This window comes from Alteromonas gracilis (assembly GCF_036870955.2).
GTDB lineage: Bacteria > Pseudomonadota > Gammaproteobacteria > Enterobacterales > Alteromonadaceae > Alteromonas > Alteromonas gracilis_A.
This window is the reverse complement of sequence record NZ_CP145482.2, coordinates 3,592,216-3,612,799: the sequence shown is the minus strand read 5'-3', so window position 1 is coordinate 3,612,799 and position 20,584 is coordinate 3,592,216. Positions and strand designations below refer to the sequence as shown.

Annotated in this window: 17 protein-coding genes and 1 pseudogene; 4 read left to right on the top strand and 14 right to left on the bottom strand. The window is 44.9% G+C overall.

Annotated features, from left to right (window positions below; all coding sequences use genetic code 11):
• Positions 1-42: 42 nt before the first annotated feature.
• The 5 genes from V6N89_RS17390 to V6N89_RS17370 form a co-directional block, all read right to left on the bottom strand.
• Entirely contained in the window at positions 43-297 is a 255-nt protein-coding gene (locus V6N89_RS17390; RefSeq protein WP_338518677.1) for a hypothetical protein, read from the bottom strand.
• Positions 267-2,084, bottom strand: a complete 1,818-nt coding sequence (locus tag V6N89_RS17385) for an ATP-dependent helicase (RefSeq protein WP_346993026.1) — start codon at positions 2,082-2,084, stop codon at positions 267-269. Before V6N89_RS17385 ends, V6N89_RS17390 begins: the two co-directional genes overlap by 31 nt.
• A 101-nt stretch (positions 2,085-2,185) precedes the next feature.
• Positions 2,186-3,919, bottom strand: coding sequence for a protein adenylyltransferase SelO family protein (locus V6N89_RS17380; protein WP_346993025.1), 1,734 nt, complete (start codon positions 3,917-3,919; stop codon positions 2,186-2,188).
• Positions 3,920-4,031: 112 nt separating this feature from the next.
• Positions 4,032-4,409, bottom strand: a complete 378-nt coding sequence (locus V6N89_RS17375) for a DUF1439 domain-containing protein (protein ID WP_338518673.1) — start codon at positions 4,407-4,409, stop codon at positions 4,032-4,034.
• 194 nt (positions 4,410-4,603) lie between these two features.
• Positions 4,604-6,010: a winged helix-turn-helix domain-containing protein gene (locus V6N89_RS17370; protein WP_338518672.1), complete on the bottom strand. Its 1,407-nt coding sequence runs from the start codon at positions 6,008-6,010 to the stop codon at positions 4,604-4,606.
• 140 nt (positions 6,011-6,150) lie between these two features.
• Between V6N89_RS17370 and V6N89_RS17365 the strand changes: the two genes are divergently transcribed.
• Positions 6,151-7,599 carry a S41 family peptidase gene (locus V6N89_RS17365; RefSeq protein ID WP_346993024.1) on the top strand — a complete coding sequence of 483 codons (1,449 nt, stop codon included), beginning with the start codon at positions 6,151-6,153 and terminating at the stop codon, positions 7,597-7,599.
• 9 nt (positions 7,600-7,608) lie between these two features.
• On the opposite strand, the gene V6N89_RS17360 is transcribed toward V6N89_RS17365, so the two are convergent.
• A complete protein-coding gene (locus V6N89_RS17360) occupies positions 7,609-8,475 on the bottom strand; it encodes a LysR family transcriptional regulator (protein ID WP_338518669.1) in 867 nt (288 codons plus the stop codon).
• Between the two features lie 279 nt (positions 8,476-8,754).
• On the opposite strand from V6N89_RS17360, the gene V6N89_RS17355 reads away from it, so the two are divergent.
• Complete coding sequence (locus V6N89_RS17355) at positions 8,755-9,357, top strand: hypothetical protein (protein WP_338518668.1); 603 nt, start codon at positions 8,755-8,757, stop codon at positions 9,355-9,357.
• Positions 9,358-9,480: 123 nt separating this feature from the next.
• Here the strand turns inward: V6N89_RS17355 and V6N89_RS17350 are convergent, their stop codons facing one another.
• Entirely contained in the window at positions 9,481-9,675 is a 195-nt protein-coding gene (locus V6N89_RS17350) for a hypothetical protein (protein ID WP_338518667.1), read from the bottom strand.
• 204 nt (positions 9,676-9,879) lie between these two features.
• On the opposite strand from V6N89_RS17350, the gene V6N89_RS17345 reads away from it, so the two are divergent.
• Positions 9,880-10,212 (top strand): DUF1904 family protein, encoded by a 333-nt coding sequence (locus V6N89_RS17345; RefSeq protein WP_338518666.1) that lies wholly within the window; start codon positions 9,880-9,882, stop codon positions 10,210-10,212.
• An 84-nt stretch (positions 10,213-10,296) separates the two neighbouring features.
• On the opposite strand, the gene V6N89_RS17340 is transcribed toward V6N89_RS17345, so the two are convergent.
• From V6N89_RS17340 to V6N89_RS17310, 7 genes and pseudogenes are all read right to left on the bottom strand, one after another.
• The gene (locus V6N89_RS17340) at positions 10,297-10,824 is read right to left on the bottom strand and encodes a DUF2799 domain-containing protein (protein ID WP_338518665.1); all 528 of its coding nucleotides are present in this window, start codon (positions 10,822-10,824) and stop codon (positions 10,297-10,299) included.
• Between the two features lie 35 nt (positions 10,825-10,859).
• Positions 10,860-11,648, bottom strand: a complete 789-nt coding sequence (locus tag V6N89_RS17335) for a lipase family protein (protein ID WP_338518664.1) — start codon at positions 11,646-11,648, stop codon at positions 10,860-10,862.
• A gap of 162 nt (positions 11,649-11,810) precedes the next feature.
• Complete coding sequence (locus tag V6N89_RS17330) at positions 11,811-12,023, bottom strand: ADP-ribosylglycohydrolase family protein (protein ID WP_338518663.1); 213 nt, start codon at positions 12,021-12,023, stop codon at positions 11,811-11,813.
• Positions 12,024-12,228: 205 nt separating this feature from the next.
• Positions 12,229-12,825, bottom strand: a pseudogene (locus tag V6N89_RS17325) (ADP-ribosylglycohydrolase family protein); the annotation flags it as partial.
• Between the two features lie 254 nt (positions 12,826-13,079).
• Entirely contained in the window at positions 13,080-15,176 is a 2,097-nt protein-coding gene (locus V6N89_RS17320; protein WP_346993023.1) for a WD40/YVTN/BNR-like repeat-containing protein, read from the bottom strand.
• Positions 15,177-15,274: 98 nt separating this feature from the next.
• The gene (locus tag V6N89_RS17315; protein WP_346993022.1) at positions 15,275-16,162 is read right to left on the bottom strand and encodes a VPS10 domain-containing protein; all 888 of its coding nucleotides are present in this window, start codon (positions 16,160-16,162) and stop codon (positions 15,275-15,277) included.
• Between the two features lie 26 nt (positions 16,163-16,188).
• Positions 16,189-16,896 (bottom strand): outer membrane lipoprotein-sorting protein, encoded by a 708-nt coding sequence (locus V6N89_RS17310; protein ID WP_338518659.1) that lies wholly within the window; start codon positions 16,894-16,896, stop codon positions 16,189-16,191.
• Between the two features lie 345 nt (positions 16,897-17,241).
• Between V6N89_RS17310 and V6N89_RS17305 the strand changes: the two genes are divergently transcribed.
• Positions 17,242-20,526, top strand: coding sequence for a VPS10 domain-containing protein (locus V6N89_RS17305; RefSeq protein WP_346993021.1), 3,285 nt, complete (start codon positions 17,242-17,244; stop codon positions 20,524-20,526).
• The last annotated feature ends 58 nt before the right edge of the window (positions 20,527-20,584 follow it).

Sequence of the window (20,584 nt, the reverse complement as noted above, 5' to 3'; positions counted from 1 at the left end):
GCAATACAGCGTTTCAATGTTTAAAAATAAATGTACCCTAGTTCAGCCTTGATTGTCCCACATTCCTAGAATGTTTTTCTTTATGTCGGCAATAGCGCCTTTGGCTATTTTCTTCTCGCCTTCAGAAGCGGTGCGTTTTGGATAAAATACTGGCTCCATATGGGCGCATACGCTGTCGGTGAAGAAGCGGCTTTTTGCACCGTATACATGCTTATCGCCAAATTTTTGCTGCTCCGGTACCCAATACTTTAAAGGTTGAATAAGGCTTAACTCATCTTTTGCCCGAGTAATTGCCACATAAAGTAAGCGGCATATTCATTGGGAAAGTTGCCATCGGCCACATTGAGCACAAATACATTTTTCCATTCTTGCCCCTTAGCGCTATGCACGGTAGACAGAATAAGGTAATCGTCGTCAATAAGCGGCGCACCAGCCAGGTCGCCGGAGCTTTGCGGAGGGTCCAACGTAAGCTCTGTTAAAAAGCGCTCTCGAGAGGTGAATTGCTGAGAAATCATTGATAGCTGTTCTATGTCGCCATAGCGGACAAAATGATCGTCGTAGTTTACTTCCAGCAATTCTTTGTAAAACGTTGCTATTGCGCTGGTTTGTTCTGCCCACACTAGCTTGTTGCTGTGAATATCATCAAGCAAGGACGCTAAAGCCTTAAACGTCGATTTCGCAGACTCAGGTATGGCACAAGCGTGCAGCGAAGACAGCAAAAAATTTTGTGATTCAAGGTAACTAAACACTTTATCGGCAATCTTGGGTCCAATACCAGGTAGTAATTTGAGCACGCGAAATGCAGAAATTTTATGTTTCGGGTTGTCTGCCCAGCGCAGTATGCAAAGTACATCTTTTACATGTGCAGCTTCTAAAAACTTAAGTCCACCGTGCTTTACAAAGGGAATGTTACGCCGCGTAAGTTCAAGCTCAAGGCGATCGCTGTGATAGCTAGAGCGAAACAGTACCGCTTGCTGTTTCAATTCAATGCCTTCTTCGCGGGCTGCCAATATGCGCTCTACGATAAATTCAGCTTGTTTAACGTCGTTTTCAACGGTAACCCATTTAGGCTTAGAGCCAGCTTTACGTGCGCTATACAACTCAACTTTATAGCCTTCACTACTCTCATCTAACAAGGCATTTGAAAGCGCCAAGATTTGCGGGTGAGAGCGGTAGTTTTGCTGAAGTGATATTACTTTGCCAGGTAACGAAAACGCCGTGGGGAAGTTCAGGATATTATCTACGGTTGCTGAACGAAATGAGTAAATTGACTGAGCGTCGTCGCCTACTACAGTAAGCCCTTCGCCAGTCGGGAAAAAGCCTTTTAATATGCCTGCTTGAAGAACGTTTGTATCTTGGTATTCATCTACCAAGATATAGTCAAACTGCTTGCGTACCTCAGTAGCTATTGCCTCGACCTGAGCCATGTGAAAGCAATACAGCAGTAGGTCGTCATAATCCAAACTGACTTGTTCAATTTTAGTCTTGGCGTATTGGGAAAACAGTGTGGTTAGCTCGTCTTCCCACTCAGCGCAATAGGGGAAGTGGCTCTCAAGAATGTCGGCAAGGCTAGCTTGTGCGTTGACACAGCGAGAGTAGATTTCTAAGCATGTTTTTTTCTTAGGAAAACGGCGGTTTACGCTACTAAACCCGAGCTCATGACGAATAAGATCGAGCATGTCTGCACTGTCGTTTCTATCCATGACCGTAAAATCGGCCTGAAGACCAATAGATGAGGCGTGCTCTCTTAATAGCCGTGAAGCAATGGAGTGAAAGGTGCCCATCCAAGGTAGTGTTACGGGGTGATAGGCTGCTTGTTTTTCTCGTAAGGTTCTCTCGACAATGCGATTGGCCCGAGAGCTAAGCTCAGATGCGGCGCGACGCGCAAAGGTCATCAACAAAATACGCTCTGGCGCAACCCCCTTTAATATGAGTTGCGCTGTTTTGTGTGCAAGTGTATTGGTTTTGCCTGTGCCCGCGCCAGCAATGATAAGAAGCGGGTGATGGTGAGAAGGTTTACTCGAACTAAGACCAAAGGTAACCGCTTCTTGCTGCTGGGCGTTTAATTCTGATGTTAATAGCATAACGACTTATCCGAGTAATGAAGGATTACAGGATAAATCAAAACACTGTATGTTTAAACAGTTTTAATGTTCACGATTTCCTCATCAGTTTAAGTAAGCAGTTATGAAGAGCAGCTGTAATGCGATACACCGCCAGCGCCGAAAAACTCAAGTGGGCGTCGCTTGTAGAACTCCTGCTCTATTGCCTGCGTTTGTTCTTCATAGGGTTTACTTAGTATGTCTTGCAGGTAATGAACGCGCATAAAGTCGCCGGTTTCGGCGCGCTTGTATGCAGGCACGACAAGCCATTCTCGCCAAGTGTATTTGGGGTTGGTACGCCGCATTTGCGCCGCGATACTTACCTTGTCACCGCTGTTTTCAATCTGGTTTTGCCACGCACCTAGCCATGCTTTCCACTGCGATAACAACAACTCTTTCGGCGCGTTGTAGAAGCTTGGCGATAGGGCGCTAACATCTTTAGGAAGTGATGATAGTTCTCTAAAGAATATGGTGTAGTCAACGCCTGTGCGCACCATGAGCTGTAACAGCTCAATAAGTAACGTGTGATCGTATTGACTAAGCCCAAGTTTAGCAGCCCACATCCCTTGCATTTTGCTTTCCATCACCTCAGGGAATTCGTCCGCGACAAGTGACAGGGCGTTGGCTTCATCCTCGGCGCCTTCAAGTAGGACAGCCAAAGCACTACACAACATTTCAAAGTTCTTATGTGCGGCAATAGGCTGATTCAAAAACGAGAAGTGACGACCACCCCCTGTCCACGGTTGATAGACGGGGTCGAACATTTCACAAAAGCCAAAAGGGCCGTAGTCGAGTGTATATCCACCACCTGCACAGTTGTCGCTGTTGAAGTTGCCTTGGCAGTATCCCACTCTTACCCAGTGTGAAACTAAAGTTGTTAGTCGCTCTCGAAATGCGATGGCGAGTTCGACTACCTGCTTTTCAAAGGGCAGGGTGGTATCGATGTCTTCTTTGTATTCTCTTTCAATAAGGTGCGCAACAATGGCTTTCAATTCGTTTAATGCATTCGGATGCTCATGCCTGCGTGCGCGCCGCCCAAATAACTCAACTTGGCCAACGCGCAAGAATGAGGGAGCGACGCGGGTGGAAATCGCAACCAAATTTGGCACCATAACTTCAGGGTCTTGAGAGTCTGAACCTTCAAGATACCAGGGCCTGTCTACTGTTTCAGATTGCGACATAAACAAGCTAAGCGAACGGGATGTGGGTACACCAAGCGCATGCATATGTTCTTGAGCTAAAAACTCGCGCACACTTGAGCGCAGCACGGCGCGTCCATCTGCGCCGCGACAATAAGGGGTTCTTCCAGCCCCTTTTAGCTGCATTTCCCATCGTTTGCCGCTAAGTTCTACCTCTAATACAGATAGCGCACGTCCATCACCGTAGCCATTGCCTGTTTGAAATGGGCACTGCTGTGTATATTCCGTTCCGTAAATAGACAGGGCGTAACCCGTCGCCCAACCATATGGATGTATGTTGCTGTCAATATTAGACATATCGCCGGAAAACAGACGTTTGAAGTCATGCTCAAGCGCGAGGCTTTCGTCAAAACCAAGTTCATCAAAAAAGGCTTGGCTGTGAGCGACATAAAGCGGGTTAGCAATAGGCGTTGGGGTGACAGGTACATAATGGCCGCTAAAAACCTGACGGGGTTTGTGATCGTTACCATCTTCAGTTGCCTGCGGGTCAGCCGCTAGCGTGTTTAACAATGAGTAGTCGACATGCTGTGCCAGCTCATGCATGGTTTTTATCTTAACACTGGTACCTATACTGGTATCTGCGTTGGGCGTTTTCTTTGAATGCGAATTAGTGGCCATAAAGTGAGTTACCTTTCAAATCGACGAAGATATTTGTGAAAACATGCTCAAGGTATATTAATTCCAAGGTCTTTGAGTTTTAAGTTCTTCGAATTCTAAGTGCTTTGAATTTTTAGCGCTTTGGGCGTAGAACAAGTTGTCCTTGTTCAACATCAAGGCTTAAAGGCACGGAAGACAACAGGCCAATAACGTCATTGCTTGTGTCTAGTGCGTAAACTGGGTTTGAGGCAAGGTACCCATTGACTAGCATCATCATTTCACCGCTAACTGGTGCAATATTACCTCGGTAACCTCCTGCGTCTATTGTACTATCCAGCAGCGAGAGGGAACGAACGAAAATCGCCTTTTTTTCACTGTCATAGTAAGGCGTACCTTCAATCATCAAACTGACTTTCATTGGGTATTTAAACCCAAACGCACTGACTGTTGCTGTAGCTTTAGTGCCAAGTGAAACCACATCTCTTCCGTTAGGACCGATATCTACTGACAAGTCGTCCACGCTGAGTAAAAGCGGAATGTTAAGCCAAGTAAGCCTTTTTTTGTAATTGAACTAATTGTTCGTCTAGGGCTTGCTCTATTTCACTATCGGAAATACTAAATACCGACCACTGTGGTAGATTTGCGCAGCCATTTAAGAAAAGCACTGCTGTTAGCATAATAAAAAATCGCATTAATGTCGTCTCACTATTTGTCTAGTTCTTCGCTTGATTGCAGATTTGATTGTGGGCTAATACAGACGGAATTACCCAACTTTTCTTTGAACTGAGTACACATACGTTCAGCTTCTGCGTTTCGGCCTGTTTGCGAAAGCACTGAGGCTAGGCCACGTGTTGCTGGCCCGTCATAAGGAGCAAATGATAGTACGTGACGGTACCATATCTCAGCTTCATTCATATTGTTTTGCGCAACATATTTGTCACCAATAGCTGCGCCTAAGTTTGCGCGCCATGGTCTGCCATGGTTGGTATTGCCAACTTGCTCAAGGTTCATTGCATTGAGGGCTTTTTTGAAATAGCTGATTGCGTCAGAGGTGTGCCCTAAAATCTCGTGAACATCACCCATATTAATAAGTACATCCCAGGCATTAGGGTTAGCCTCAATTGCCATTTCATAATGTTGTAACGCACGTGCCAACTGATTTTGCGCTGATAAGACAAAGCCATGGGCTTTGTGTGCTTTTGCATTATATGGCGCGATGGCAATTGCGTTGTTTGAATATTGGTAGGCCCGTTGAAGTATTTGTTTGGCGTCATCGCTATCTAAACGGCCAGATACCAGCGCTTTTTCCAGGTTCATGGCTTTCCAATCAGCAGTATTACCTTGCGGTACTAATCGGATAGCACGCTGCACAAGGGCATTGGCGATCCCTGCGTTTGCCTGAACCGAGTCAGGGGCAGCGGCAAGTGCTTGCTGGTACAGCGTTAACGCCATTTCGTTGTCTGCGCGTGTGATGTGATGATAGTACTCATCGGCTTGGCGCAACAACGCAGAAACATGTTCTGTTGGTTGGTTTGGGCTGTGCTTTGATGCCGATTGGAAAGGCATGAAGAAAACAAGAATGCCAATAGCGATAGCAGCCGCCAATAGTCCAACAAGAGTATAGCGCTTAATCATGTTGGATTGAGGAGGCTGTATAGGCGAACCTGCCGTTGATTCGCTAGCAGAGTTGGTGGTTGTAGCTGAATCAGTAGCTAAATCAACAGGTGACTCGGTATCTTCTGAAGTGACACTTTCAATACTTTCCCATCGACAAGTTTTTGCAATAAGCCGATAACCGCGTTTAGGTAACGTTTCAATGATACTTGGCTTTCGCGGGTTATCACCCAAAAGTTTTCTCACTCGTGATACACAGCGAGCCAATGCATCTTCATTGACGACAGCGTTTGGCCACAGGCTTGCCAGCAACTCATCTTTTGATACTAAACGGTGTTTGTTTTGCGCCAATAGCAATAACAGGGAAACGCCAAGAGGGTCAATTCGTAGGTTTTCAGACGGCGTGCTAGGATGCTTTTGGTCAGCGCTGAGTTCACCTGTGTCTGTATTTATGACCCACTGGTTAATTCTAAGTAAATTTGAAGCGCTTGTTTTCATTTGTTTTTATCTTTTTTATTTTTTTTATCTTTTTGAACACCGAGTGGAAACTTTGTCAGGAAAATAGGAAGCTTTTGTCATGACTTGAAAGTGATAAGGTTTCAGTCTCACTGCGTGTTTACAACGTTATGAGTACGATTATGAATAAAAAATATCTTTATCTCAAAGCCCTTTCTGCTTTTCCTTTAATTACCTTACTGTGTTGTGCATTGGGTGGTAAAAGCGCAGTGGCCTCGGAGGCGGTAACGCCTTCTACAAACGATAACGCTAGTGAATCGCTGATCAGCAACGAGCTGGTTCGACGCGATTTTGATGTGCTGTATCAATCGTTGCTTGATACCCACTACAACCCCTATGCGTACGTCTCCAAAGATACACTAGAAAGCCACTATTCGTCGCTTAAAGCACAGATAGGGAATACACCTTATTCTCCATTAGCGGCGACCAAATTATTTCAAACTCTGGTTTCTTCTCTTAATAATGGCCACACAGAAGTCGACTTTCCAGTTTCATCTTACCTTGCTTATGCAGAAGCGGGAGGGACGCTTTTTCCCCTGGACCTGGCTTTTGAAAATGGAAAGGCGCTGATAAGAGCCAACTATTCAGGCAATGTGAGTATTGCAAAAGGCGCGCAGCTTCTCTCTATCAACAATGTCGAAATTAACCACATACTCAGCATTATATCGCCGCTGATTTCGGCAGAAAGGGCGTACTTTAAAATGGCCAAGTTAGAAGTGTTATCGTTCCCACGTTATTACTGGTACGCGTTTGGTGAAAGTGATTCCTATACCGTGAAAATATTAAATGAAGGCGTTGTAAGTACACACTCACTAAGTCCCGTTTCTGTGTTTGAAGGGTTTGAAGAAAAGAAAGATGAAGTGCTTAGAGCACAGCAACAACTTACTTTTTACGACAACGTCGCTTATTTAAACCCTGGGCATTTTTCAGGCGACGAAAAGCAGTTTAAAGCGTTTATTGATGAGGCTTTTTTAACGATTAACACAAAGCGCAGTAAAGCGCTCATTATTGATTTGCGATACAACGGCGGCGGAAACGATTCATTCAGTGATCATATGGTGTCGTATATTGCAGATGCTCCCTTCAAATGGAATGCGACATTTCAACTACGTACCAGCGAGCGCTTAAAAGAAGATACAAGGGAGCATCGTGACCTTGATAACCCATATTGGCAAGCGATACTTAAGCACGAAGTTGGTGAGCGGTATAGCTACGATTTTGATGAATATTCCCCTGTTGCCAAAAACAAGCGTTACAGTGGCGATGTTTATGTATTGGTGAATCGTCATTCCCACTCTCAGGCCAGTGTCACGGCGGCACAAATACAAGATTACGGGTGGGCAACACTAGTAGGGGAAGAAACCGGTGACTACCCAACGCTGTACGCTTCGCAGTTTCAGTACGCGCTACCAAATACTGGTATCACAGTAAAGATTGCCAAAGGATATATAGTGCGTGTTAGCGGAAGCGAAGCAGAACAGGGAGTTCAACCAGATATTGTTATACGCGACCATCTACTTGACGATGAAGACGAAATTCTTAATCAATTTCTAAATCGGCTCGATCATTAGTTAATCGCGTCAAGAACCTTCAATTAGGCCTTTTTTATCAAGCAAGGCGTCAATCAAAAACTGCATGAGCAATTTAACTTTAGGCTGTTGATGTAAATCTGGGTGGGTTAACACCCAGATATCATATTTTAAAATGGGCTCGCTTCCTGGAAGTCTGACAAGGTTTGGATTGGTATCCCCCATGAAGCATGCTGCACGCCCCATGCCGACCCCTTTGTTAATTGCGTGATAGCGCGAGATAATATCGTCGAACAGTATTCCAATAGGAACGTCCGGAAAAGGGGACTCCGCCAACCAGTGCGGCCATAGCTCGTTTTCAACGGGGGCTATCCACCGCCATTCAGACTCTGGCACCTCGCTGCAATAGTTTTTATGTGCATAGAAACACAGGCCCAGCTTGCAAAGCCGCCTGCCAATTAAATGCTCTGGCAGTGTATCGGCACCTCTTATCACAACATCGGCGTCACCTTTGTCCAGGTCGGCAAAGGCCGTTGAGCTTTTTATACGTAGTTGTATGTTTGGATAACGCTTTGAAAACTCGCCCAGCTCCTCAACCAGCAAAAATTGAGACATTGGCTCGCCCAACGAAAGGGTGATGGGGCCAGATAGCGAGCTGCTGTCTGAGTTGCTTAAGCGCTCAGAAACAAGGATCACATCCTCAACCTTTTTGGCAGTGGCAACCAAGTACTCGCCATACGATGTTGCTCTATATCCACCTGGTATTTTTTCAAACACCTCGGCATTGCGCTGCTTTTGCATTAGGGCAAGACGTCGTGCCACGGTGGTATGTGTGGTGCCCAAAGATATCGCGGCACCGCGCAGCGTGCCTGTGCGATGTAGCGCTAAAATCAGTGCATAATCATTCCAATCATTCATGGAACGATAATGCACCAAGGTGAATAAAAAATAAACCGTGAGGGTTTAAATTTCGACTGATAGAGTAAAGATGTTTCGTGATTAACGTGATAGTTAGGACGTGAAAAAAGAAGTCTTTTGAAATTGGAATTTACATATGTCTATGTTTAAAAATGGTTTATTTTGTTGTTTGGTATTGACGCTACTCCTTAGTGTTTCGCGGGCAAAGGCGCAGGAGGATGATGGCGCTTGGGTGGTTCATTTTTATCCGGGAACTGTTTTGCAACTTATCGCACCTAGGTGACAGACCCAGCGAAACGTGCGCTGCGAGATAAGTATTTTAAAAAAAACGCAGAAACGGCTATTGCTCACGGTTATCAACAAGACGGCGTGCTGGTAGTTGACGAGACGTTAATCGGCGATTTTTCACCTAATGTATTTGTGGTAAGTCACTGGTCGTCACTCAAAGCACAAAAAGCATTTCAGTCGTTGGCGCAATTCAAAGACGTCAAATCGTTGAGAAGAGAAGCGTGGGAAGAGCTTAAACTATACGATCACGAGCTAGATGAACCACTTACGCTAACATTTAAAAAAGATAAAACGTATACGCTCGCTTTTGCATGGGCTAATCCTGAACGCCCTAGTGATTACTACCGTTACATGCAGAGCTTACCCCCTTTGCTAGAAGAAGTTGGCGGACGCTTTGTTTATCAGATAAATAACGCAGTCATTAGTGCTCACAACCCAGACTCACTGCCACCCCAGCAAATCACTTTAGTTGAGTGGGATGCGCCTGATGGAGTGGAACAGTTACAAAGTTTGCCCGCATTTTCTGAGCTAGCGAAGCAACTACGCTCAGGTACAACGCGATTCGAGCTCCACAAGATAAGTCTTAGAAGGTGAATACATTGCGAACTAGCATTCCACACCTTGGTGCCAATAAAGAAACGAATGAATTCTTCGCTACCACCTCAGCACAAAAAATGACAATGTGAAGTGCATAAAAATATCTTTGTCTCTATTGGGTTAATGTACAACCGAAGGAAGTGCGACAGAATGCGTATCAGTTTTGCTATTGCTGTCTAGCCCAACAGTGCCCGCTTCTTCAACGAGTGCTGTCATAGCATCAATAATATCGAGGAAGTGCGCAAGTTGCGCAGGAGATAGATCTTTTGAAAGGTGCTCAATTTTATTGATAAGTTGCTTTGTTGGTAAACGCATGTGTCAAAATCTCGTTGTTTGTCTGATAATGTCGGCTTATATTTGCTTACCTTTCAATTTACTTGCCAAGTTTTAGCTACTTAACTGGCACAGTAAGTCGTCACTAAAATACATCGTCACTATCTTTGTTTGCTTTAAGATCCTAACAGTACAAAAAACAAAGGCGTTATAGTTGCCGATTGAGTTTATTTTTAAGGAATCGCCATGCCGCACATTCGAGCCAGAGGAATTGATCAAAAGACCTTAGAGGGTATTGCTGAAAAGATTGTTGTTCAAATTGCCAAGGTGACACAAACGCCTCATGATCATTTCACGGTAGAGCATATTCAAAGCGCATATATTACAAAAGGCGGTGCCTCAGAGGCCTATCCATTTATCGAGATATTATGGTTTGACCGAGGTCAGGAGACTAAAACTAAGGTCGCTGCAATAATAGATAACGCGTTGCGACCTGTAGTAGGTGAGATGACGGATATCACGGTATTGTTTTCAGACCTTCGCGGACAAGACTATTACGAAAACCGCGAACATTTTTAAGTCTATGAAGTTATCAGCAACATTAAAAAACCTAAGCAATGAAGCCGGTTTTTTGATTTCGTACAATAATCGAAGGTGTGTAACCTAGCGAGACCCTGCGCTAAATGGTACTGAACGTGACGCATGAATAGGCTGACCAGCATGCATATTACCGTGCTGATAATGATAGGCACCTGCTCTTTCGTTACTAGCTTGCTTTTTCATACCCACTTTGAAGCCGTGCATGAAATTATCTGCCATAGAAGACGGGCATACGTTAGGGTAAGTCTCTTCAGTTAAGCCAAGCTGATACCCATTGTCATAAGTACAGAAGTTCTTAATACCAGCCATGTACCCTTTAACAAACAGCGTCTCTTGTGTTTCATCTGTGGTTTGGTCACATGCTTCTACCAATGCGTAAAACTCTGTAGCAGGTTTTCCGTCTGTCGCAACAGTAAACCCAATTTCTTCCCATGAGCTTGACGTAACACACTGCGCTTTACCTAAGCATATTCGCTGGCATACGATAGGGGTGCGAGCAACATTAACGAAACAATAGCGATGCACCTTTTCGTACTTTTTAAAATCTTCATGTTCTTCATACTTTTCATCCTTAAAACAATGGCTTTCCATTTCAGCATAGCTGACTAAAAATTAAACGCAAGTGTTTAATGTTCGTCAAAAAGTGATTTGTTTCTAATGTATTTTCTCATGTAATGGTAGGTGATGGGTCGCAGTAACCAGCTTTGTAGCGACCGTAAAAAACGTTCATGGGTGGGGGTGTTTTCATAAATTTGGTCGTCGTGAAGCCACAGCATTTTTCCAACATGCCAAAAATAGAATGGAAAGGGAGGCATGAATGTAATGATGTCTAAGTCGCAACAAATTCGATAGGTTTTGTGGTGAAGCAAGTAGTGTTTAAACCAAGAACGGCTGCCGATGGCTGGCTGCCCAAAAGTGACGACGCGCTTCACGGCTTTCTTATTCATTCGCTCAAAATAATCTGCCACAAGTGTTGCAACAGCACCGCCCGACGAGTGCCCGATAAACGTAAACCGCTTTCCTTTTTGGCGTAAAGGCTCAAGTACTTTCACCAACAACTCGCGCATAGGTAGCGCTTCATCAATGGTTTTTGTACTTGAAAACATAGGTTGTGCTAAAAGCCTGCTAAAACCCCAATGAACGTAAAATGTTTTATCAACCTGTTTTATTTTCCACGGCAAAAAAACAAGGTTCGCCAGCCAGTCTCTAAGCCCAAGTGAGCCTCGAAATACAACAATTACTTCTTTCTTGTTATCAAGCCACAAAATTCTAACGCTCATGCGGCCATACTTATCAACTAATTGGCGTTCGTGAAAGGGCTCAAGAATTTGATGGTAGTGCTCTTCAGCATCAGGGTAGGCAAGTTGGCAAAGAATGGCATATCGTTCGTATTGGTAACGTTTTAGCTTTTTCATGAAATATGTCTATACATCTTAGCGAATTAAGACGAGACAAGCGCACTTTGGCAAGTGAATCGTAACTAGACCTAACCACTCACGTTAGCGCGCATATATTTCAGTCATATTACGTCTTTAAATACAAATATTGTTGCAGACACGGCTATTATTGATTTCAGCCTAGCTTGTCACCGGGTAGTAGATGCGTTCAATGATTTGCGTGAGACGTTCTGCATTTTTCAGCTTAGTGTACCATTCGTTAATCTCAGTCCCTTCAATCAAGCCTAGTATCGCTGCCAGTACAAAACCTCGGTGCACGTTGTCGCCACCTACATTGGTATTGGCAATCAAGGCACGTTTTGGCGAGCTCGCATAGTGATAGGCAAAATACAAAACGCTTGGCCAAGCATCGCTGATATAACAGGCTAGGTGAATACATGCGGCCTACAACTTCTATATCGCTTCTTTTTTTAGCGCTTAATGCTGCAACAGAAAAGCGCGCCGAACGTATTGCTATATCATTAATGATTTCAAGTACATCGTCGTCGTTTCGATGCATAAGTCTTACGATTAATTCAACGTAAAAATCGCAAATTTTGGAGAGAGATTCATCGGGGTGGGTGAGGTGTAAATGGCGACGAGCAACAGACTGAATATCCTCAGTGCTGTAACCTTGCGCAGCTTGCACAATCACAAGAGGGGTAACAGATACCAAGCCGCCAATTGAAGCCGTATCGTGTGTTACCGCACCGCATTTTTCGGCAGGCATGCCTTTTTCAAGGTTGGCAAAAAAGCCTCGATGATAAGACTCTGCATAGGTATCGGGATGTAGAGGTACATCAGCACACATGAAGGCAACATACTGCTTTAGAAAATCGTCCACCTGATATCCTTTCAACGCGCATTTCAGGACAATCTCGGCACAATGGGCATTCAACGTATTTTCACCAGCTTTCATATTGTGGTGGTAGTGACGGTTCGCCGTATTCCAATATTGTCTTCTACCCTTGAGAATAACATCACCGACAATCTCTTTTTGATTCATACCTTGTTTAGCGGCTCTCCCTCCTTGCTGAGTTGAGTGCAGCGACATAATGGAAGAAGGATGGAAATCGGGGGCGTCCTCGAACTGCTCAATACCAAGAGGAAATGCGCGGTATATGTCTGCAGGATTGTAAAACCAGTGAACGGGCATAGCCAGAGCATCGCCAATAAACGCATTTTTTAATGACGCAATTGCTCTTGTTTCGGGTAATGATGGCATATTATTCAATCTCATATTTATCGAAAACGGTGTTCATCGCGTCAGTTGTATCGACACGTTATAGAATGAGATTTACGTTTGTTAAAGAGAAAGTGATCGCTTAAAGAAGTGTTAAGTGAAGTAAGGAAGGATTAAAAATGCTGGCGAGTGTGACATCACTCGCCAGCATAAAGGAGTGCTGAAATTTATTCGGCGACGAAATCGTCAAATGACTTTATTTCAACTTTACTTTTTTGTGCTTCCAACAATGTATTTAGTGCAGGAATCTCAGACTTTTCCATTGCTTGGTAAGTGCGTTTGGCTTTATCAAACATGCCTTCTAGCAGCTCAAGGTTTTGCATCTCAGACTTCGAAGGTGCCACAAAGCTTTGCGTAATTTTGCTGTATAAATCTGCAATCTTCTCACGCAGCTGTGGTTCGGCTGCACCAACGTAGTTGTCACCTGTGGTGATTACTAAGGTTTCCTTTAGTGCCATTAGTTTATCCGCAATTTCTTTAACCTCTTGCGACTCACTGCCAGCAGCTGCCTCAAGGTATTGGTCAACTTGATAAACAAGATAAGCTAAGTCTTGCGTCATGTCATAAAGCTTCATTGTGGTTTTCTGAAGCTTGCGACGATCGCGCTTAGACAAGGCTGAGTTCGGGTCGTTTTTAAGCGTCAGCGTGCTTTCAAAGGTCTCTTTGCCTTTGGTTAATACCACTTTGTACTCACCTGCTGGTGCCGTCGGTGCCGAGAATCCGCCGCGAGCAAATGTCTTACCGGTAGCAATTTTAGGCGCAGGTAAATGGTAATCCCATGTGACTAAGTTAATGCCTTTCTTCTTGCCTGCTGGTAACTCTTTGACTAGCTCACCCTCTTCGTTGAAGATCTCAATCTTCATTTTTCCAAAGATGTGCTTTTTCTTCATGTAGTACGCGATTTTCGCATCGTTATTAGGGTTGCGACCGACAAACTGTGTCTCGCTGCCAAAACCACCAGCCCCAAAGCTTTGCTCTTCGTCAATAATGGTCGCTGACCCTTCATCAAAGAAGTGAAGTTTCTTCGCCATTACCTCGTCGTTTAATTCACGAAGCGGAGAAATGTCGTCAATGATAATAATACCGCGACCGTGCGTACCCATTACAAGATCATTAGTGCGCTCTTGTAACGTAATGTAGTGCACCGCTGTTGCAGGCATATTGTTGGTGAATCGTTCCCAAGTCTTGCCGCCATTCATGGTTACGAATAAGCCAAATTCAGTCCCCAAAAACAGCAAGTCTGGGTTTACGGTGTCCTCTTGAATGTTTCTGGCAAAGCCTTCAATCGTATCATTGTGAAGGGCTGTCCAGGTTTTACCGAAATCTTTCGTTTTATAAACGTAAGGCTTCATATCACCTGAAGTGTGACCCTCAAACGTTACATACGCCGTTTTCTTGTCATGTACACTGGCTTCAATGTGCGATACCCAGGTGTTTTTCGGTAGGTTAGGAACGTTGTCTATAACATTGGTCCATGACTTACCGCCATTTTTAGTAAGCTGAACGTTGCCATCGTCTGTGCCTACCCAAATGATGTCTTCGTCAAAGCTAGACTCAGCAATGGTGAAGATAGTGGAGTGATTTTCTGCACCAGAGTTATCCATCGACAAACCGCCAGATTCCGATTGCTTTTGCTTTTCGGGATCGTTGGTTGTCAAATCTGGTGAAATAATCTTCCACGTATCACCCATGTCGTCTGACACGTGCAAGAACTGGCTACCAATATAAATACGATCAGGCTCATTAGGGCTTAGCGTAATTGGCGCGTTCCAGTTAAATCTGAACTTAGGTGTACCTTCAATTGGCAATGGTTGAATAGTTTTAATCTGTTTTAGCTTGGTGTTGTAACGCCATACGTTTTCAGCACCTTGCATTTCAGAGTAGATAACAGGCTTGGTTTCATGCTTTAGAACGCGGAAACCGTCACCAAAGCCAACACTGTTCCAATCGCTTGCTCGGATACCGCCAGCCGACGCAGACGGGCCGTACCAGCTACCGTTGTCTTGCAAGCCACCGTAAATATTATACGGCTCTGCGTTATCTACGCTTACGTGATAGAACTGAGATACAGGTATGTTCTCTACAATTTCCATCGTGGTGCCGCCGTCCCATGTACGGTAAATACCGCCGTCAGTGGCGACAAACATCTGATCTGAATCGTTAGGGTCAAACCAAATGTCGTGAATATCAGAGTGCATGGTACCCATGTTTCTGAAGGTGTTACCGCCATCTCTTGAGATTGAACCAAATAGGCCACCTTTCACAAGGATGTCTGGGTTTTTCGGATCTACCGTGATGCGAGAGAAATAGAAAGGTCTTACTACTAGCCCAAAATCGCTATTAAGGTGCTGCCATGTTGCGCTTAAGCATCATTTGAGCCGTACAAACCTTTTTCTTCATCTTTCTCTGTTTCAAGTACCGCGTAAAGTCTGTTCGGATCAGAAGGTGCAACGGTTACGGCAATTCGACCAAGCTTTCCTTCAGGGAAGCCTTGATGGATTTTATCCCATGTTTTACCGCCATCATTTGACTTGTACAGGGCACTATTAGTACCCCCAGAGTTGAATGACCAATAGGTGCGTCTAAATTCCCACATTGAAGCGTAGAGAACATTAGGGTTTTGAGGGTCCATGATAAGGTCAGCACAGCCTGTCGTTTCGTCTACGTAAAGCTGCTGTTCCCACGTCTTGCCACCGTCTGTTGATTTGTAGACGCCGCGCTGCTCACTGTCACCCCACAAACCACCCAATACACCAACGTAAATTTCGTTTCTGTTTTGCGGGTTTACGATAACGCTACTAATTCTTTCAGAGCCTTCAAAACCCATGAGCTCCCAGTTTTTACCGCCGTCATTAGTGCGGAACAGGCCGTCACCAATCGATACACTGTTGCGCGTCCAGATCTCACCTGTACCAACCCATACGGTATTGTCAGGATCGCTCGGGTCCACCTCGATAGCACCGATAGACTGAGGGAAATCTTCAAATATAGGCTGAAAAGTGGCACCACCATTCTCAGTTTTCCATACACCGCCGCCTGCTGCGCCAGCGTATAGCACTCGGCTATTCGTAGGGTGACCTTCGATGTCGCCAAACCTGCCACTCATAAGCGCTGGGCCAATGTGACGTGCTTGTAAGTCGCCAAATATTGGGCTGCCTTTTGCTTTGTCAGCAGCCAGTGCAGGTGCACTGGTTGCTGTCGTCATAGCAATAGCTGCTGCCAACACCCAGCGTTTTGGGAGTTGATTCATGGGTTTATCTCCTTATAAAAAACAGTTTACTGTGCAGCTGGGAATGCGAAAACGCTGTCGTCAATCGTAGGGTTTAGCTCAATTTCATTGATAACAAGCGGTGATGAAGCTGCAGGCTGTCCTTTGATGCCTTGTGTCATTGAGAATGGGAAATAAATACCTTCAACTTCTTGATAGTCGCTCATTTTCACTTGCTGAACTTGGCCTTTCATTGGGCCTGAATTTACTTCACTTTCTACCATAACCAAGATCATTGTTTCTGCGTCAAAGAAGTAGTATTCAACAGATGGAATCTCTTCACCTTCAACCGTGATTGGCTCTTTAGTTAGCTTAACTTTATACGCATCTTCGCCATCTACACTTTCTGTGCCCATAAGTTCAGCTTGATAACCCTTTTCATCGTAATCAATCAATGAATCAGGGAAATCGTTCATGTTTAGCTTCATGTTTGCGGTTTCTTCTGCCTGAGCTTTTTCTGCTTTCATGGTCATGAAGTTAGTATTCCATAGCGTCTCACCGTCAAACACGCCTTGCATGATCTCTTGTCCCTGCACGGTCGCTTTGGTGTATTGCTTGCCCGAAGACTGCTGAACAATTTCTAAAGGGAACTTCATTGGACCTTGTGATACCTCAGCGACAATCTTGATGCCTTTCATTGCTTTGAGCGCATCTTCACCACCAATATTTTCATGGTAAGTTGTGATGATTTCATCTACATCGGTAGCATGCGCCACTGAACCAAATCCAAGTAAAAGTGCTTAAGCATTAGGATTTTTGCAAATTTCATATCTATTTCCTTGTTTGTGTAAAACTTAAATGTATTTTCAATACTGAGGTTTTAGGTTTATTAGCATTAGTCGTCTAAACGCTAAAAAAATTACAGGCAAGCTCAATAAACGATTTACTGTCTGATGACGCAGTATATTGAACACCATTATTGTTACACTATCTTAAAGTGTAAAAAAAGTGTGACATTTTGTTTCGTGCATTAGAAATGCCATGTGTTTTTATGTGTTATGTTGTATCACTGTAGAGTGTTTTTTAAACGACAGACAGGCTAACCATCAGGAATGACAATAATGCCAACATCCAAGCCCTTTTCTAAAAATATGGCTTTATGCAGTATTGCTGCAGCGCTCATCTTTGCACCAAGCGTAAATGCAAAAACAAAAAGCGAAGAAACTAACCCGCTAGCCAACATTGAACTTCGCAATATTGGACCAGCCATGATCTCGGGCAGAATTTCTGATTTTGCTGTAAACCCATCATCGCCCAATGAGTTTTATGTCGCCACGGCGTCAGGCAATTTGTGGAAAACCACTAACAATATGACGACATGGAAGCCGCTGTTTGAAAAAGAAGGCGCGTATTCGATTGGCGTAATTGAAATGGCACCCTCTAACTCAAACATTTTGTGGATTGGCTCTGGCGAGAACAATGCGCAGCGTTCGGTGGCCTATGGCGACGGGGTGTATAAGTCATTAGATGGTGGTAAAAGTTGGAAGAACATGGGGCTTAAAAATTCAGGCCACATTTCTCAGATTTGGATAAACCCTGATAACGAACAGCACGTTCTTGTGGCGTCTCAAGGGCCGCTATGGAGCAACGGTGGCGACAGAGGGCTTTACAAGACCACTGACGGAGGCGAAACCTGGACCCGCATTCTTGAAATCGACCAATACACGGGGATCAACGAGTTTGTTGTTGACCCAAATAATCCTGACAACATAGTTGCAAGCAGTTATCAGCGTCGTCGTCATGTATGGACATTGATTAATGGTGGCCCTGGTAGCGGTATTCATAAGACGACAGATGGCGGCAAAACATGGAGCGCCATCACTTCTGGTTTACCCAAAGATAATATGGGAAGAATTGGTATTGCTATGGCACCGTCGTCACCCGACATGTTGTACGCAATTGTTGAGTCGAATGACAAAGAAAAGGGCGTGTATCGCTCTACCGATTTTGGTCAGACTTGGAAGAAACGTTCAGGCCATATGACCAGTAGCCCGCAGTACTACAACGAGTTGGTTGTCGACCCGCACAACCCAGAACGCGTTTATTCTTTAGATACCTTTACGAAGGTGTCTGAAGATGGCGGTAAAACCTTCCATTCATTATCAAATGAATTTCGACACGTTGACGACCACGCGCTTTGGATTGACCCCAATAATACCGAGCACTTGCTTATTGGAGGCGACGGCGGAGTTTATGAAAGTTGGGATCGCGGTCAAAAGTGGCGCTGGGCAAACAATTTACCCCTTGGTCAGTTTTATCGAGCTCAGCCTGACAACGCAGAGCCTTTTTACAATGTTTGTGGCGGAACGCAGGACAATAACTCATTGTGCGCGCCATCACGCACTGATGTTATTCACGGTATAACCAATGCCGATTGGAACATCGTTATTGGTGGTGATGGCTATAAGCCACAAATAGACCCCAATGATCCCAACATTATTTACGCGCAATATCAGTATGGTGGCCTTGCACGCTACGACAAGCGCACCAGGGAACGGGTTTCAATTACGCCGCACCCTAAGCAGGGTGAAGATGCCTACAAATGGAACTGGAATACGCCATTGCTTTTAAGCCCACACAACCCTACGCGTATTTTCTACGCAGCTGAGAAAGTGTTCCAGTCAGACGACAGAGGCGAAAACTGGCGCGTTATTAGCCCAGATTTAACGCGCAAGCTGGATCGCAATAAGCTTAAGGTTATGGATCGCGTGTGGAGCGTAGACACTATTGCCAAGAATGCATCTACATCTATGTACGGGTCGATCATTGCGCTTAATGAGAGCCCAATTAAAGAAGGGCTTTTGTACGTTGGTACCGATGATGGGCTTATCAGTGTAAGCGAAGACGGCGGCAAGAACTGGCGCACAGAAGACAGTTTTAAAGGTGTGCCCGACATGTCGCTGGTGGAAGATATTATTCCATCGTCACACGATGAAGACGTAGCCTATGCCGTATTTGATAACCACAAGCGAGGCGACTATAAACCATACGTGCTTAAAACGACCAATAAAGGTAAAAGCTGGCGTCTTATCAGCAACAACCTTCCTGAGTGGGGCTCAGCACATACCATCGCGGAAGATCATGTAGACGCTAACCTATTATTTGTGGGGACTGAGTATGGCTTATTTGTAAGCCAAAACGGTGGTAAAAGCTGGTCTCAAATGAAAGGAAAGTTCCCGACGATTTCTGTACGAGATTTAGAAATTCAGCGTAGAGAGAACGACTTAGTCGTAGGGACATTCGGTCGTGGAATTTATATTCTTGATGACTACACACCGCTTCGCACACCTACCAACGAACTGAAAGACAGTGAAGCAACGCTGTTTCCGGTAAAAGACAGTTGGCTATACCTTGAGGGATATCAATACGGCGGTGAACGCAATGGCTCAAATGGCAATGCATTCTACAGCGCAGATAACCCAGCATATGGTGCTGTTTTCTCTTACTACTTACGCGACGGTTATAAGTCGATGCAAGCATTACGACGTGCTGAGGAGAAAAAGATAGAAAAAGAAGGAGGGGATACCCCTTACCCTTCATGGGATACATTGCGTAAAGAGGACCAAGAGGAAGCGCCAACGGTTTTCCTTGAAGTTAAAGATAGTAATGGCAACGTAGTGCGCCGAGTGGATGCAAAAGCAGGAAAAGGCTTACATCGTGTTGCGTGGGATATGCATTATCCATCTTCGGCTCCGGTTAACCTTAATAAACCATCTGGTTATGTACCACCGTGGGCAGTTCCGCCTAAGGGGCCAATTGCGCTTCCTGGTGAATATACGGTAACGCTAAAGAAACGTCAGTTTGGAAAGCTGACTACCTTGTCTGAACCACAGTCTTTCACACTGAAACTACTTAATAACAGCCCAGAGATTGCGACAGACAGAGCAGGACTACTTGCCGTTCAGCAGCGAGCTGCCAACCTTTTCCGCTCGGTACGCGGAGCGTCAAAAGCGCAAAATGAGCTTAAATCTCGAATTGCGCATTTAACCGAAGCCGTTGATCTAACGCCGTCGGCAACAGAAGAGCATGCTCAACAAGCAAGAGCGTTGGCTGCGCGCCTAGTGCAATTGACTACATTGCTTAATGGCGATGCTACAGTGCGCGCAAGACAAGAACCTGTACCATGGTCGGTATCGGGAAGAACGTCTAGCTTGTACTACGCCATAAGTGGCAGTCAAAATAACGTCTCTGGTAATCACCTTGCGTCATTGGATATTGCCGAGGCTGAGTATACGAGAGTGGCCGAACAGCTTAAGTCTCTTGAGCGCGATGTTTCTGCTCTAGAAGGGGAGCTTGAAGCTGCGGGAGCGCCATGGACGCCAGGACGCATCCCCACTATTGAATAGATAAAACTGAATGGGGCAACACAAGCTCGTTTTACAAGCTGGTGTTGCCCCATCATCT